This window comes from Roseibium sp. MMSF_3412, from assembly GCF_030733265.1.
Taxonomy (GTDB): Bacteria; Pseudomonadota; Alphaproteobacteria; order Rhizobiales; family Stappiaceae; genus Roseibium.
In genome coordinates this window covers 1-16,207 of the sequence record NZ_JASHJI010000028.1, presented here as the reverse complement: position 1 = coordinate 16,207, position 16,207 = coordinate 1, and the positions used below count along the sequence as shown (strand labels likewise).

The 16,207-nt window shown below is 59.1% G+C and carries 12 protein-coding genes; all 12 read right to left on the bottom strand.

Going from position 1 to position 16,207, the window contains the following annotated elements; all coding sequences use genetic code 11:
- Window positions 1–121: 121 nt before the first annotated feature.
- Window positions 122–2,197 (bottom strand): elongation factor G, encoded by a 2,076-nt coding sequence (gene fusA, locus RBB49_RS28235; RefSeq protein ID WP_306146316.1) that lies wholly within the window; start codon window positions 2,195–2,197, stop codon window positions 122–124.
- A gap of 23 nt (window positions 2,198–2,220) precedes the next feature.
- Window positions 2,221–2,691: a 30S ribosomal protein S7 gene (rpsG, locus tag RBB49_RS28230; protein WP_305989747.1), complete on the bottom strand. Its 471-nt coding sequence runs from the start codon at window positions 2,689–2,691 to the stop codon at window positions 2,221–2,223.
- A 12-nt stretch (window positions 2,692–2,703) separates the two neighbouring features.
- Window positions 2,704–3,075 (bottom strand): 30S ribosomal protein S12, encoded by a 372-nt coding sequence (gene rpsL, locus RBB49_RS28225; protein ID WP_006936459.1) that lies wholly within the window; start codon window positions 3,073–3,075, stop codon window positions 2,704–2,706.
- Between the two features lie 662 nt (window positions 3,076–3,737).
- Complete coding sequence (locus tag RBB49_RS28220; protein WP_306146315.1) at window positions 3,738–4,031, bottom strand: regulator; 294 nt, start codon at window positions 4,029–4,031, stop codon at window positions 3,738–3,740.
- A 76-nt stretch (window positions 4,032–4,107) separates the two neighbouring features.
- On the bottom strand, window positions 4,108–8,307 hold the full coding sequence (rpoC, locus tag RBB49_RS28215) for a DNA-directed RNA polymerase subunit beta' (protein WP_306146314.1): 4,200 nt from the start codon (window positions 8,305–8,307) through the stop codon (window positions 4,108–4,110).
- Window positions 8,308–8,399: 92 nt separating this feature from the next.
- The gene (gene rpoB, locus RBB49_RS28210) at window positions 8,400–12,539 is read right to left on the bottom strand and encodes a DNA-directed RNA polymerase subunit beta (protein ID WP_306146313.1); all 4,140 of its coding nucleotides are present in this window, start codon (window positions 12,537–12,539) and stop codon (window positions 8,400–8,402) included.
- 272 nt (window positions 12,540–12,811) lie between these two features.
- Window positions 12,812–13,192 carry a 50S ribosomal protein L7/L12 gene (gene rplL / locus RBB49_RS28205; RefSeq protein WP_306146312.1) on the bottom strand — a complete coding sequence of 127 codons (381 nt, stop codon included), beginning with the start codon at window positions 13,190–13,192 and terminating at the stop codon, window positions 12,812–12,814.
- A 60-nt stretch (window positions 13,193–13,252) separates the two neighbouring features.
- On the bottom strand, window positions 13,253–13,771 hold the full coding sequence (gene rplJ / locus RBB49_RS28200) for a 50S ribosomal protein L10 (RefSeq protein WP_306146311.1): 519 nt from the start codon (window positions 13,769–13,771) through the stop codon (window positions 13,253–13,255).
- Between the two features lie 317 nt (window positions 13,772–14,088).
- Window positions 14,089–14,787, bottom strand: a complete 699-nt coding sequence (gene rplA / locus RBB49_RS28195; RefSeq protein ID WP_306146310.1) for a 50S ribosomal protein L1 — start codon at window positions 14,785–14,787, stop codon at window positions 14,089–14,091.
- A gap of 4 nt (window positions 14,788–14,791) precedes the next feature.
- A complete protein-coding gene (gene rplK / locus RBB49_RS28190) occupies window positions 14,792–15,220 on the bottom strand; it encodes a 50S ribosomal protein L11 (protein ID WP_306146309.1) in 429 nt (142 codons plus the stop codon).
- A 171-nt stretch (window positions 15,221–15,391) separates the two neighbouring features.
- On the bottom strand, window positions 15,392–15,922 hold the full coding sequence (gene nusG, locus RBB49_RS28185) for a transcription termination/antitermination protein NusG (protein ID WP_306146308.1): 531 nt from the start codon (window positions 15,920–15,922) through the stop codon (window positions 15,392–15,394).
- Between the two features lie 53 nt (window positions 15,923–15,975).
- Entirely contained in the window at window positions 15,976–16,173 is a 198-nt protein-coding gene (gene secE / locus RBB49_RS28180) for a preprotein translocase subunit SecE (protein WP_306146307.1), read from the bottom strand.
- Window positions 16,174–16,207 lie beyond the last annotated feature (34 nt).

Below are 16,207 nucleotides of genomic sequence, written 5' to 3'. Positions count from 1 at the left end.
TTGCCGTGGTCAACGTGGCCAATCGTGCCAATGTTAACGTGCGGCTTGTTGCGCTCAAATTTTTCCTTCGCCATCGGATTACTCCGTTTCTCTATTTCTTTTTGACATCAAGAGGTTGGGGTCAGGCGTATTTCGCCTGAACCTCTTCGGCGACAGCCTGCGGCACCTGCTCGTAGTGATCGAACACCATCGAATACTGGGCGCGGCCTTGAGACATGGAACGCAGGTTGTTCACATAGCCAAACATGTTGGCCAGCGGAACCATTGCGGTGATGACGGTCACGATGCCCCGGTTCTCCGTGCCGGCGATCTGGCCGCGGCGGGAGTTCAGGTCACCAATCACGTCACCCATGTAGTCTTCAGGGGTGACAACCTCGACCTTCATGATCGGCTCGAGCAGTTTCGGGCCGGCCTTCTGGATTGCTTCGCGGAAACCGGCACGACCGGCGATCTCGAAGGCCAGAACGGACGAGTCAACGTCGTGGTAGGCACCATCGGTCAGGGTTGCCTTGATATCGAGCATCGGGAAGCCTGCCAGCGGACCGGAGGACATGACGCTTTCGATACCCTTGGTGACGCCCGGAATGTATTCCTTGGGAACGTTACCGCCGACAACCTTGCTCTCGAATACGTAACCTTCGTTCGGCTCGGCCGGCTCGATGGTGAGCTTGATGCGAGCGAACTGACCGGAACCACCGGACTGCTTCTTGTGGGTGTAATCCACGTCGGCAACCTTGGTGATGGTTTCGCGGTAGGCAACCTGAGGTGCACCGATATTCGCCTCGACCTTGAATTCACGCTTCATGCGGTCGACGATGATGTCGAGGTGCAATTCACCCATGCCGGCGATGATGGTCTGGCCGGATTCTTCGTCCGTCTTGACGCGGAACGAAGGATCTTCGGCTGCCAGGCGGTTCAGGGCGAGGCCCATCTTTTCCTGGTCGCCCTTGGTTTTCGGCTCGACCGCGATCTCGATGACCGGCTCGGGGAATTCCATGCGCTCCAGGATCACCGGTTTCAGCGGATCACACAGGGTGTCGCCGGTCGTGGTGTCCTTGAGGCCGGCGATGGCCACGATGTCGCCTGCGTAGGCCACGTCGATGTCATCACGGGAGTTGGAGTGCATCTGCATCATGCGGCCGACGCGCTCACGCTTGTCCTTGACCGTGTTCAAGAGGGAAGAACCCTTGTTGAGAACACCGGAGTAGATGCGGCAGAAGGTCAGCGAACCGACAAACGGGTCGTTGGCGATCTTGAAGGCCAGAAGGCCTAGCGGTTCTTCGTCGGACGACTTGCGCTCGACTTCTTCTTCGGTCTTCGGGTCGATACCCTTGATGGCCGGGACTTCGACCGGGCTCGGCAGGAAGTCGACAACAGCGTCGAGCAGCGGCTGAACGCCCTTGTTCTTGAACGCGGAGCCACAGAAGATCGGCACGAAGTCACCGCTGATGGTGCCCTTGCGGATCAGTTCCTTCAGCTTCTCCGTGGAGGGCTCTTCACCTTCCAGGTAAGCTTCCATTGCCTCTTCGTCGACTTCAACGGCCGTCTCGATCAGGGCGTCGTGCATTTCCTGAGCGCGATCGGCAAGATCGGCCGGAATGTCAACTTCGTCCCAGGCAGCGCCGAGGTTTTCAGCCTGCCAGATCAGAGCCTTCATTTTCAGAAGATCAACACAGCCGGCGAATTCGCTTTCAGCGCCAACCGGCAGCTGCATGACCAGCGGGGTTGCGCCGAGGCGCTCCTTGATCATGGTAACGCAGCGATCGAAATCGGCGCCCAGCTTGTCCATCTTGTTGACGAAGATCATCCGCGGTACGTTGTACTTGTCGGCCTGACGCCAGACAGTCTCGGTCTGCGGCTCAACACCGGCGTTTGCGTCCAGGAGAGCAACCGCACCATCGAGAACACGCAGGGAGCGCTCGACTTCAATGGTGAAGTCAACGTGGCCCGGGGTGTCGATGATGTTCAGGCGCTTATCGTTCCAGAACGCGGTCGTTGCAGCAGAGGTGATCGTGATGCCACGCTCCTGCTCCTGCTCCATCCAGTCCATGGTGGCTGCGCCGTCATGAACTTCGCCGATCTTGTGGCTCTTACCCGTATAGTAGAGGATACGTTCCGTGGTCGTGGTCTTGCCGGCATCGATGTGAGCCATGATGCCGAAGTTACGGTAGTCCTCGATTTTATGCGTGCGCGACATAGCGTCAGCCCTTCGAAGTCAAATTACCAGCGATAGTGCGAGAACGCGCGGTTGGCGTCGGCCATCCGGTGCGTGTCTTCGCGCTTCTTAACTGCGGTACCACGGTTGTTTGCTGCGTCGAGCAGTTCGCCGGAGAGACGATCAACCATCGTGGTTTCGTTGCGGTTGCGCGCAGCGGTGATCAGCCAGCGGATCGCGAGCGCCTGACGGCGGTCTGAACGAACCTCGACCGGAACCTGGTAGGTCGCGCCACCAACACGGCGGGAGCGCACTTCCACTTGCGGCATAACGTTTTCAAGAGCCGCATGGAAAACCTCGATCGGGTTCTCGCGGGTCTTGTTCTCGACAACGTCGAACGCACCGTAGACGATGCGTTCGGCGGTGGATTTCTTGCCGTCATACATGATGGAGTTCATGAACTTCGTGACGACGACATCCCCGAATTTCGGATCCGGGTTGATTTCGCGTTTTTCAGCGCGGTGACGACGGGACATCTGATGTGCTCCTTACTTCGGCCGCTTGGCGCCGTATTTCGAACGGCGCTGCTTACGATCCTTGACGCCCTGGGTATCGAGCACACCACGGATGATGTGATAGCGCACACCCGGCAAGTCCTTTACGCGGCCGCCGCGGATCATCACCACCGAGTGCTCCTGAAGGTTGTGACCTTCACCCGGGATGTAGCCAATGACTTCGAAGCCGTTGGTCAGGCGGATCTTGGCCACCTTACGCAGAGCCGAGTTCGGCTTCTTCGGCGTCGTCGTGTAAACGCGGGTGCAAACACCACGCTTCTGAGGGCAGGCCTCCATGGCCGGCACCTTGTTCCGCTTCGGCGGATCTTTCCGCGGCTTGCGGATCAACTGGTTGATGGTCGGCATTCTTTGCCCTTTACCTTGTCCATCCAAAAATTCGTATGCAACTGCAGTCCCCCGCAGACCCTGCAAACCCGTCAAGACATGCAGAATCGCGCCCGCACGCTCTGAAAGAGCGGCCGGCGCTGCGAAAAACCAGAGGACCACGAGTTGCCTCGCGGTCATGCAATCGACGCGTATTCGCCTATGTAACCCGGCAGCGTTTAAGAGGATTGGGTCCTGCGCCTTTGTTCAGCGCTGGACGGTTCACTCTTACCGCCTGCCCTTGGGATGCGCGGAACCTACTCATATGCACCCTTTGCGTCAAGTGCTTTGTCGAAAAAACCGCAAGCGGTTCCGCCTACCCTGCCAAACACGAATTTTCGACATCAAAACAGCGCTCTATTGATATCCAGGCACTGCAAATCCCACGCTTTGGGTAATTTTCTTGCGTCCGCCGCTTTGCCCTTCCCGGAGTTCGTGAATTCCAACCCCCACGAGACCAGCGACTTGCGTCACAAAATTGTCTTGGTTCGAGAATCGCCACAGCTGATTCAACGGTTTTTCAATGCACTGACCGTCGGGGCTGCCGACCCGGGGAAAAGACCCGCGTCCCCACCTGAAACCGGATACCTGCCATGCACGTTCTCCTGACCCACGTTTCAGGCGCCGCGCCGATGAAACAAGGCTCACACGGTGAACGTGACGATCGCAACATTTCCCGCAAGCGCATCCTGGTAGGCGCCCTCATGGACCGGGTCGTCGGGTTCGCCGTCCATGACACCGATCTGGTCAAGTTCGGCCTCGGCATAGCCCTGCCCCTGCAACGCCTCGAGCGTCTTGCGCACCGCGTCGTCATCATCGGGCGCCGTCAGCAGGGCATGGATCGTGATCGCATCCTCCGGCAGCGCTTCTTCATTTTCCCAGACACGGCCGATGACGATGTAGACCACCGGCTCCATCTCGACTTCATTGTCATTCATTTCGGAGCTCTTTCATTCCGTTTGAACAAGAAAGGCCGCCCGGAGGCGGCCTTTCGGATTTCGGAGCGCGCGAACTTTACTCCGCTGCGCCGGTCATGTCTTCGAGCAGACCTTCCGCCGCACTTTCCGAAGACTGCTGACGCTGCGCTTCCTGGATCAGGTCGTCGCGATGCGATGCGATCTTGCGGATGCGTTTCATCACACCGCCGGTACCGGCCGGGATCAGACGGCCGACAATGACGTTCTCCTTGAGGCCGACCAGCGGATCGGTCTTGCCGTTGACCGCAGCGTCGGTCAGAACCCGGGTGGTTTCCTGGAAGGAAGCCGCCGAGAAGAAGGACCGCGTCTGCAGCGAGGCCTTGGTGATACCGAGCAGGACGGGAACGCCCTTGGCCGGATCCCTCGCATTGTCGATGGCCTTCTGGTTTGCCTCTTCGAAATCGATCTTGTCGATCTGTTCGCCCGAGAAGAACTCGGTGTCGCCCGGATCGGTGATTTCGACTTTCTGCAGCATCTGCCGGACAATCACTTCGATGTGCTTGTCGTTGATGGTCACGCCCTGCAGACGGTAGACTTCCTGGATCTCGTTGACGAGATAGGCCGCAAGCGCCTCAACGCCCTTGACCGCCAGGATGTCGTGCGGTGCCGGGTTGCCGTCGAGAATGTACTCACCCTTTTCAATGGCATCGCCTTCCTGAAGATGGAAGTGCTTGCCCTTCGGGATGAGGTATTCGACGGGATCGGCACCGTCCTCTGCCGGATCGATGATGATGCGGCGCTTGTTCTTGTAATCACGGCCGAACCGGATCGTCCCATCGATTTCCGCGATGATCGCATGATCCTTCGGACGGCGTGCCTCGAACAGTTCTGCAACACGCGGCAGACCACCGGTGATGTCCTTGGTCTTGGCGCTTTCCAGAGGAATACGCGCAAGAACGTCACCTGCCTTGACCGTTGATCCCGGCTGAACCGAAAGAACGGCGTCAACCGAAAGCATCAGGCGGGCATCGGAACCACGGGCGTTCTTGGAGATCGCACCCTTGTCGTCCTTGATGACGATCGCAGGCTTGAGGTCCGCACCGCGCTGAGACGAGCGCCAGTCGATGACGACACGCTTGGTGATACCGGTCGCCTCGTCGGCGGTTTCCTGAACCGACGCGCCGTCAACCAGATCCTCGAAGTCAACGGTACCGTCGACTTCCGCAAGCATCGGACGGGTATAGGGATCCCATTCGGCAATCCGCTGACCGCGCTTGACCGCATCGCCTTCGTCCACGTGCAGCTTGGAGCCGTAGGCAACACGGTGCACGGCACGCTCATTGCCGTCGCTGTCGATAACAACGATGGACATGTTGCGGACCATGGCAATGAGATTGCCGTCGGAATCGCGCTGAACGGAGCGGTTCCGGATCTTCACCGTGCCGTCGACATTGGACTCGATGAACGAGCTGTCGACAACCTGTGCGGTACCGCCGATGTGGAACGTCCGCATCGTCAGCTGGGTGCCCGGTTCACCGATCGACTGCGCGGCGATGACACCAACGGCCTCGCCGAGGTTGACCGGAGTACCGCGCGCAAGGTCACGGCCGTAGCAGGTCGCGCACACGCCGGTTTCGGTTTCACAGGTCAGAACCGAACGGATCTTGATCTGCTGAACCTTCGCAGCTTCGATCGCCTCAACATCCTTCTCGTCGATGAGCCTGCCCTTGGGGACAAGAACCTCGCCGGTCTGGTTGTTGACGACGTCTTCGGCGGTCGTCCGTCCGAGAACGCGCATGCCGAGTGAGGCAATGACGTTACCGGCATCGACGATCGGCGCAACGGTGATGCCGCGCTCCGAACCGCAATCCTGTTCAAGGATGATGCTGTCCTGCGCAACGTCCACCAGACGACGCGTGAGGTAACCGGAGTTTGCCGTCTTCAAGGCGGTATCCGCCAGACCCTTGCGGGCGCCGTGCGTGGAGTTGAAGTACTCCAGAACCGACAGGCCTTCCTTGAAGTTCGAAATGATCGGGTTCTCGATGATGGAACCGTCCGGCTTGGCCATCAGGCCACGCATACCCGCCAGCTGCTTCATCTGCTGGGGCGAGCCACGGGCACCGGAGTGCGACATCATGTAGACCGAGTTCATCGGCTTCTGACGTCCGGTTTCATCGTCGATCTGGACCGCCTTGATGCGGGCCATCATTTCGTCGGCGATCTTGTCTGTGCATTTTGCCCAGGCGTCGACAACCTTGTTGTACTTCTCGCCCTGGGTGATCAGGCCGTCATTGTACTGCTGCTCGTATTCGGTTGCGAGCGACGCTGTTTCGGCAACCAGGTTCTGCTTGGTGTCCGGAATGACCATATCGTCCATGCCGAACGAGATGCCTGCGTTACAGGCATTCTTGAAGCCGAGTTCCATGATCCGGTCACAGAAGATGACCGTCTCCTTCTGACCGCAGGCACGGTAGACCGTGTCGATCATCTTGGAGATTTCCTTCTTCGTCATCAGCCTGTTGCAGGCCTCGAACGGAACCTCGAAATGCTTCGGCAGCAATTCCGCGATCAGCATCCGGCCCGGCGTCGTCTCGATGATTTCGGACGTCGGGTTGCCATCTGCATCAACGGACTTGTAACGGCCCTTGATCTTGGTGTGCAGCGTGATGACCTTGTTGGCCAGGGCGTGATGGATTTCGCCGATATCGCCGAATGCCATGCCCTCGCCCGGCTCGCCTTCCGCCATGATCGACAGATAGTAGAGGCCGAGAACGATATCCTGCGAGGGAACGATGATCGGGCCGCCGTTCGCCGGGTGCAGAATGTTGTTCGTGGACATCATCAGCGTCCGCGCTTCCAGCTGGGCTTCCAGCGACAGCGGAACGTGAACAGCCATCTGGTCGCCGTCGAAGTCGGCGTTGAACGCCGAACAGACAAGCGGGTGCAGCTGGATGGCCTTGCCTTCGATCAGCGTCGGTTCGAACGCCTGGATACCGAGACGGTGAAGCGTCGGCGCGCGGTTCAGCAGAACCGGGTGCTCGCGGATCACCTCGTCAAGGATATCCCAGACTTCCGGACGCTCTTTCTCCACCAGCTTCTTCGCCTGCTTGACGGTCGAGGAGAAGCCCTTGGCGTCGAGGCGCGAATAGATGAACGGCTTGAACAGCTCAAGCGCCATCTTCTTCGGCAGACCGCACTGGTGCAGCTTCAGCTCCGGTCCCACGGTGATAACCGAACGGCCGGAATAGTCGACGCGCTTGCCGAGAAGGTTCTGACGGAAACGGCCCTGCTTGCCTTTCAGCATGTCGGACAGCGACTTCAGCGGACGCTTGTTGGCACCCGTGATGACGCGGCCGCGGCGCCCGTTATCGAACAGAGCATCGACGGATTCCTGAAGCATGCGCTTCTCGTTCCGGATGATGATGTCCGGAGCACGCAGTTCCATCAGGCGGCGCAGACGGTTGTTCCGGTTGATCACGCGGCGATAAAGGTCGTTCAGGTCCGACGTCGCGAAACGGCCGCCATCCAGAGGAACCAGCGGGCGCAGATCCGGCGGGATAACCGGAACGACGGTCATGATCATCCATTCAGGACGGTTGCCCGACTCCATGAATGCCTCGATGACCTTGAGACGCTTCGCCAGTTTCTTCGGCTTCAGCTCGGTCGTCGCCTCGGCGATTTCCTGGCGCAGTTTTTCGCTTTCGCGCTCCAGATCCATGCTCATCAGGATCTCGCGGATCGCCTCGGCGCCGATCATGGCCGTGAATGCGTCTTCACCGTACTCGTCCTGCGCGGCAACATAGTCTTCCTCGGAGAGGAGCTGGTGCTGTTTCAGCGGTGTCAGGCCCGGCTCGAGAACGACATAGTTCTCGAAATAAAGAACGCGTTCCAGGTCCTTCAGCGTCATGTCGAGCAGAAGGCCGATGCGGCTCGGCAGCGATTTCAGGAACCAGATATGGGCGACCGGAGCAGCCAGCTCGATATGGCCCATGCGTTCACGGCGAACCCTGGAGAGCGTGACTTCAACGCCGCACTTCTCACAGATGACGCCCTTGTATTTCATGCGCTTGTACTTGCCGCACAGACACTCGTAGTCCTTGATCGGGCCAAAGATACGCGCGCAGAACAAACCGTCGCGTTCAGGCTTGAACGTGCGGTAGTTGATGGTCTCCGGCTTTTTGATTTCGCCGAAAGACCAGGACAAGATCTTTTCCGGGCTCGCAAGCGAAATCCGGATATTGTCGAAGGTCTGTGTGGGAGCCTGCTGGTTAAACAGGTTCATGACCTCATGATTCATGATCCATCTCCTTCGATGCGCGGCCGGGGAGCGGGTTTTGTTCACCGTCCCCGTAACCGGCATGCCAAGTCATTTGTGGTCCGTTGCCGGGGTTACTCTGCTGCGTCCGCAGTCTCTTCCTCGGCAATCGCGGGTACATCGGTGCGCTGAAGTTCAACGTTGAGACCCAGGGACCGCATTTCCTTCACAAGCACGTTGAAGCTTTCCGGAATACCTGCCTCGAACGTATCGTCACCGCGGACAATGGCCTCGTAGACCTTTGTACGGCCGGCAACGTCGTCCGACTTCACTGTCAGCATTTCCTGCAGCGTGTAGGCGGCACCGTAAGCTTCAAGCGCCCAGACCTCCATTTCCCCGAAGCGCTGGCCACCAAACTGCGCCTTACCACCCAGCGGCTGCTGCGTGACAAGCGAGTACGGGCCGATCGAACGGGCATGGATCTTGTCGTCGACAAGGTGGTGCAGCTTCAGCATGTAGATGTAGCCCACCGTGACCTTGCGATCGAACTCCTCACCGGTCCGGCCGTCGTAAAGGACCGACTGGCCGCTCGGATCGTAGCCGGCGATGTTCAAGGCCTCGACCACATCCGGCTCGCGCGCACCGTCAAAGACCGGCGTTGCAATGGAAACGCCCTTCTTCAGCTGGTCTGCAAGCCGGGCGATACCGTCGTCGTCATAGGACTTGACGTCGTCGCCCTTCATGTTGTCGCCGTAGATCTCGACGATCTTGCCGCGCAACTCCTCGATCTGGCCTGAACGCTTGTACTCCTCGTACATCTCGCCGATCCGGTTGCCCATGCCCCGGCAAGCCCAGCCAAGGTGGGTCTCCAGGATCTGACCGACGTTCATGCGCGAGGGCACGCCGAGCGGATTGAGCACGATGTCGACATGGGTCCCGTCTTCCAGGAACGGCATGTCTTCACACGGGTTGATCTTGGACACGACACCCTTGTTGCCATGACGGCCCGCCATCTTGTCGCCTGGCTGAAGCTTGCGCTTCACGGCAACGAAGACCTTGACCATCTTCATGACGCCCGGGGGAAGCTCGTCACCGCGCTGCAGTTTCTCGACCTTGTCGATGAACCGCTGCTCGAGCCGCTTCCGGCTATCGTCATACTGACCGCGCAGAGCCTCGATCTCGGACATGAACTTCTCATCCTCTGTGGCGAACTGCCACCACTGGGAGCGTGGGAAGTCATTGAGAACGTCACCGGTCAGAACACCGTCCTTGCTGAAGCCTTTCGGGCCTGCAACGGCGGTCTTGTCCATCAGCATCTCTGCAAGGCGGCCATAGACGTTGCGGTCGAGGATCGCCTGTTCGTCATCACGGTCTTTCGCGAGACGTTCGATTTCCTCGCGCTCGATGGCCATCGCACGCTCGTCTTTTTCAACGCCGTGGCGATTGAAGACGCGAACTTCGACAACCGTGCCGCTGACGCCCGGCGGCAGGCGCAGGGACGTATCGCGGACGTCGGACGCTTTCTCGCCGAAGATGGCGCGCAGAAGCTTTTCTTCCGGCGTCATCGGGCTTTCGCCCTTCGGCGTGATCTTGCCGACCAGAATATCGCCCGGGTTGAGCTCGGCACCGATATAGACGATGCCGGCCTCATCGAGATTCTTCAGCGCTTCTTCTGAAACGTTCGGAATGTCGCGGGTGATTTCTTCCGGGCCGAGCTTGGTGTCACGCGCCATCACTTCGAATTCCTCGAGGTGAATCGATGTGAACACGTCGTCGGACACGATCCGCTCGGAAAGCAGGATGGAATCCTCGAAGTTGTAGCCGTTCCAAGGCATGAACGCGACGAGCACGTTCCGGCCGAGCGCCAGATCGCCGAGATCCGTGGACGGACCGTCGGCAATGATGTCGCTCTTGTGGACCCGGTCACCGACACGCACCAGCGGGCGCTGGTTGATGCAGGTGTTCTGGTTGGAACGCTGGAACTTCTGCAGGCGGTAGATGTCGACGCCGGACTTGCCCGGATCGAGATCTTCCGTTGCGCGGATGACGATACGGGTCGCATCGACCTGATCGACCACACCGGCACGCCGTGCGCCGATGGCAGCTCCCGAATCGCGTGCAACGATCGGCTCCATGCCGGTTCCGACAAACGGCGCTTCGGCGCGTACCAGGGGCACGGCCTGACGCTGCATGTTCGAGCCCATGAGAGCACGGTTGGCGTCATCGTTTTCCAGGAACGGAATGAGCGCCGCCGCCACAGACACGAGCTGTTTCGGCGAAACGTCCATGAGGTCGACCTTGTCGGAGGGAACCATCATGTTCTCGCCCGCGTGACGGCAGGTGATCAGTTCGGTTGTGAACCGGCCATCCGCGTCATATTCCGCATTGGACTGAGCGACGTAGTGCTTGGCTTCTTCCATGGCCGACAGGTACACGACTTCGTTGCTGACAACGCCGTCATTGACCTTCCGGTAAGGGCTCTCGATGAAGCCGTATTTGTTGACGCGCGCGAACGTGGCAAGCGAGTTGATCAGACCGATGTTCGGACCTTCGGGGGTCTCGATCGGGCAGATGCGGCCGTAATGCGTCGGGTGCACGTCGCGCACCTCGAAGCCGGCACGTTCGCGGGTCAGACCGCCCGGGCCAAGAGCCGAGAGGCGGCGCTTGTGGGTCACTTCCGACAGCGGGTTGGTCTGGTCCATGAACTGCGACAGCTGCGAAGATCCGAAGAACTCGCGAACGGCGGCTGCGGCCGGTTTCGCGTTGATCAGATCCTGCGGCATGACCGTGTCGATTTCGACGGAGCTCATCCGCTCCTTGATCGCACGTTCCATGCGCAGCAGGCCGACACGGTACTGGTTTTCCATCAGCTCACCGACGGACCGGACACGGCGGTTGCCGAGGTTGTCGATGTCGTCGATCTCGCCCTTGCCGTCACGCAGTTCCAGAAGAACCCGGATCACTTCCAGGATATCTTCCTTGCGCAGGGTACGGACCGTATCCTCGCACTGCAGGTCAAGGCGCATGTTCATCTTCACGCGGCCAACGGCCGAAAGGTCGTAGCGCTCGTCGTCAAAGAACAGCGACTGGAACATCGCTTCCGCGGTGTCGATCGTGGGCGGCTCACCCGGGCGCATCACGCGGTAGATGTCGAAGAGCGCGTCCTCGCGGGACTCGTTCTTGTCGACAGAGAGCGTGTTGCGGATATAGGGACCGGTGTTGACATGGTCGATGTCGAGCATCGGCAGTTCGGTGTAGCCGCGCTCAACCAGCTCTTCCAGCAGTTTTCCGGTGATCTCGTCGCCTGCCTCGGCGAAAATCTCGCCGCTCTGCACGTCGACGATGTCTTCGGCAAGATACTGGCCGTGCAGATCCTCGTCCGTGATCTTGAGTGCCGTCACACCCTTGTCACCGAGTTGGCGGATCGTGCGGGCCGTGATCTTGCGTCCGCCTTCAACAACAACCTCGCCGCTGTCGGCGTCGATCAGGTCATAGGACGCCTTGGTGCCTTTCAGACGCGCGCCATCGAACGGCATGCGCCAGGACCCGTCTTTCTGACGTGTGTAATCGATCCGGTTGTAGAACGTGTTGAGGATTTCCTCTCCGTCCAGGCCAAGCGCCATCAGCAGCGACGTGACCGGGATCTTGCGCCGGCGGTCGATACGCGCATGCACGATGTCCTTGGCGTCGAATTCGATATCGAGCCAGGATCCGCGATAGGGAATGACACGCGCGGCAAACAGCAGCTTGCCGGAAGAATGGGTCTTGCCCTTGTCATGGTCGAAGAACACGCCCGGAGAACGGTGCATCTGGGAGACGATGACGCGCTCGGTGCCGTTGACGATGAACGTGCCGTTGTCCGTCATGAACGGCATGTCGCCCATGTAGACATCCTGTTCCTTGATGTCCTTGACGGACTTGGCACCTGTGTCTTCATCAACATCAAAAACGATCAGCCGCAGGGTGACCTTGAGCGGCGCTGCGAACGTCATGTCGCGCTGGCGGCACTCGTCGACATCGTATTTGGGAGCTTCAAATTCGTAGGAAACAAATTCCAGCAGGGACGTCCCTGCGAAATCGGAGATGGGGAATACGGACTGGAAGACCGCTTCAAGGCCTTCATTTTTGCGGCCACCGCCCGCCATCTCGTCGACCTGGAGAAACTGGTCGTAGGATGCTTTCTGCACCTCGATGAGATTGGGCATTGCCGCGACATCGCGGATCGATCCGAAGTATTTACGGACCTTTTTGCGACCGTTGAACGTTTGGGTCATTGTCGCTCCTCGTATCGGCCGGGTAACGGCTTCCCGAAACGCCCCTTTTCCAATCGGGCTGCCCGCCCGGGCGCTTCGGAAAACCGTCCCCCAAATTCAATCAGCTTCCACCTGGAAGAAAAGCTGACCGGGTTATGGGGCCCGGGACATGCGCGGCACAGCAGACAAACGCGGCATACCCCAGTGGTGCGTTTGCCCCGGAAACGGGTCGGACCCGCCGGGGCAACAAACGGTCCCGGTTGCCCGGGACCGCGTAAAGGCAAAAGCCTTTGTTACTTCAGCTCGACAGAAGCGCCGGCTTCTTCCAGCTTCTTCTTCAGCTCTTCAGCTTCGTCCTTGGCAACGCCTTCCTTGACGGCTTTCGGAGCGGACTCAACGAGTTCCTTAGCTTCCTTCAGGCCAAGACCGGTGATTGCACGGACTTCCTTGATGACGTTGATTTTCTTGTCGCCGGCAGAAGCCAGAACAACGTCAAATTCGGTTTTCTCTTCAGCAGCAGCAGCTTCGCCGCCACCAGCACCACCAACAGCAGCAACTGCAACCGGAGCAGCGGCGGAAACGCCCCACTTTTCTTCCAGAAGCTTGCTGAGTTCAGCGGCTTCCATGACGGTCAGCGAGGACAGTTCTTCTACGAGCTTTTCAAGATCAGCCATTTTATTCAGTACCTTAAGTTCGAACCAGTTCGGTTACGTTAGACAGTGTGTTTGGACGCCTTACGCGGCCTCGTCCTTCGTGGCATACGCATTGAAGACGCGGGCGAGCTGCCCGGCCGGTGCGTTGACAACCTGAGCAATCCGGGAAGCCGGGGTCTGGATCATGCCAACCAGTTTCGCACGCAGCTCATCGAGCGACGGCATGGTTGCCAGAGACTTGACGCCTTCCGGGTTCAGATTGGTCGTTCCAAGAGCACCGCCAAGGATTTCCAACTTTTCGTTGGCCTTGGCGAAATCAACAGCTGCTTTTGGAGCTGCTACCGGATCGTCTGAGTAGACGAGAACGGTAGGGCCCTGAAACAGGTCGGAGATGTGCTCAAGGTCGGTGCCTTTAAGGGCGAGTTTCACAAGGCGGTTTTTTGCGACTTTTACAGAGCCGCCGGCTTCACGCACAGATGCCCGCAATGCAGTCATCTGGGCAACCGAAAGACCTGCATAGTGCGCGACGACAACGACGCCGGTATTTCCCAGCTCTTCGTTGAGAGACGTCACGAACTCGTGCTTTTCCGCTCTTTCCACTTGCCTTCTCCATTTGATGGCGTTGCCGCCATCGGTTTACCTTTGCCGCCCGCATTCGGTTCCGAACCCGGAACCGCTTTTGAGGCGGCGCTCAGGGTCCTGTCCCCTCACCTTCACGCGGAAACGCGCGGCAAGGTCTGGTTCGAACCTGGTTGTCCGCTTGACGCGGAAAATTCGGTTCTCACCCATCTATGCAGGCCTAAATCGCTTAAGCCGGTCTCCCGGCACCTGCAGTCTCGGACAGGGCAACCCGGCAGAAACCCGCCGGGTCTATTCGGCCCTAAGGCCGAAATCTCAAATCGATCCGGTTGCCCGGATCACTCGCCTGCAACGCTGGCGAGGTCGATCTTCACACCCGGGCCCATCGTGGACGAAACCGCGATGCGCTTCAGGTAAGAGCCTTTGGCACCGGACGGCTTGGCCTTCTGGACCGCGTCGACGAGTGCCTTGACGTTCTGCAGGATGGCCTCTTCGGAGAAGGACACCTTGCCAACGCCGGCATGAACGATACCCGCCTTTTCGACGCGGAACTGAACGGCGCCGCCCTTGGCGTCGTTGACCGCAGCGGTCACGTCCGGTGTCACCGTTCCGACCTTCGGGTTCGGCATCAGGCCGCGCGGGCCGAGCACTTTACCCAGACGGCCGACCAGCGGCATCATGTCGGGTGTTGCAATGCAGCGATCGAAGTCGATCTTGCCGCCCTGCACTTCCTGGACCAGTTCTTCCGCACCGACGATGTCGGCACCGGCTGCCTTGGCCTCATCCGCCTTGTCGCCACGTGCGAAAACGGCAACGCGAACGTTTTTGCCGGTTCCATTCGGCAGAACGCAGACGCCGCGGACCATCTGGTCGGCGTGACGCGGATCAACACCGAGATTGATCGCAACTTCAACGGTCTCGTCGAACTTGGTCTTGGCGCGGCCCTTTACCAGACCGATGGCCTCGTCCAGGGCATACAGCTTGTTGCGGTCGATGCCTTCACGGGCAGCAGCAATTCGTTTTCCAACCTTTGCCATGATCTTACCCCTTCACCTCAAGGCCCATCGAACGGGCAGAGCCTTCGACCATCAGCATTGCTGCGTCGACGTCGTTGGCGTTCAGGTCCTTCATCTTGGCTTCGGCGATTTCCCTGACCTGGTCCCGGGTGACCGATCCGACCGTTCCACGGCCAGGGGTCTGGGAACCCTTCGGCAGCTTTGCAGCCTTTTTCAGGAAAAAGCTTACCGGTGCCGTCTTCACTTCGAAGGTGAAGGACTTGTCGGTGAAATATGTAATCACGGTCGGGCACGGAGCGCCCTTTTCAACGTCCTGGGTCTGCGCATTGAATGCCTTGCAGAATTCCATGATGTTCAGACCACGCTGACCAAGTGCCGGCCCGATGGGCGGCGACGGGGTCGCGGAACCTGCCGGCACCTGAAGCTTCAGGAAACCTTCAATTTTCTTCGCCATATCTGTCTCCAATCATACGCAGCTGAACGGCGATCCAACTGGCTGGGAGCTGGTGGTCCGGCCCTTCGTCGACATCCGGCGATGAATGTCAGAACCTTCCACCGATTTTCCCGATCCGCGGGCTGCTGCCTCGTCCCGGGCACTCGAACCGCCCTTCCGGACGGCAAACGGTCAAAGCTTGTCGACTTGACCGAATTCCAATTCAACCGGCGTTGCACGGCCGAAGATGGACACCGCCACCTTGAGACGTGCACGCTCGTCGTCGACTTCCTCGACAAGGCCGGAGAACGACGCAAACGGGCCATCGGACACGCGCACCTGCTCACCAACCTCGAAGGTTACCGACGGCTTCGGCCGGTCCACGCCCTCCTGCACCTGATTCATGATGCGCAGGGCTTCTTTTTCCGGGATCGGCATCGGCTTTTGGTCCGCGCCCAGGAAACCCGTCACTTTCGGAGTGTCCTTGATGAGGTGGAACGCCTCGTTGGTCATGTCCATCTTCACCAGGACATAGCCAGGGAAGAACTTGCGCTCGGTATCGACCTTGCGGCCACGGCGCACTTCAACGACCTTTTCCATTGGAACGAGGATTTCCTCGAACAGATCGGTAAGCCCTTTCTGTTCAGCCTTCTCGCGGATGGAATCGGCGACCTTTTTCTCAAAATTGGAATAGGCGTGCACAATGTACCAGCGCTTGGCCATGGATCTTCGTTCCGTTTCTTGTTCTTGTCTGCAAACCGGACGGTCGGTCTTACTCAGCCGCCGACACCCAAAAGCAAACCGATGCCCCAACTCATCAGCTGATCCGCGACGAGGAAGAAGATCGACGCGATCAAAACCATGACGAACACCATGGCGGTGGTCACGGCTGTTTCCTTGCGCGTCGGCCACGTCACCTTGGACGTTTCGGAGCGCACTTCCTGGATGAATTTAAAGGGATTGGTCTTCGCCATTCCGGTTCCGGTCTGTTAAATACGAGTGGGGGGG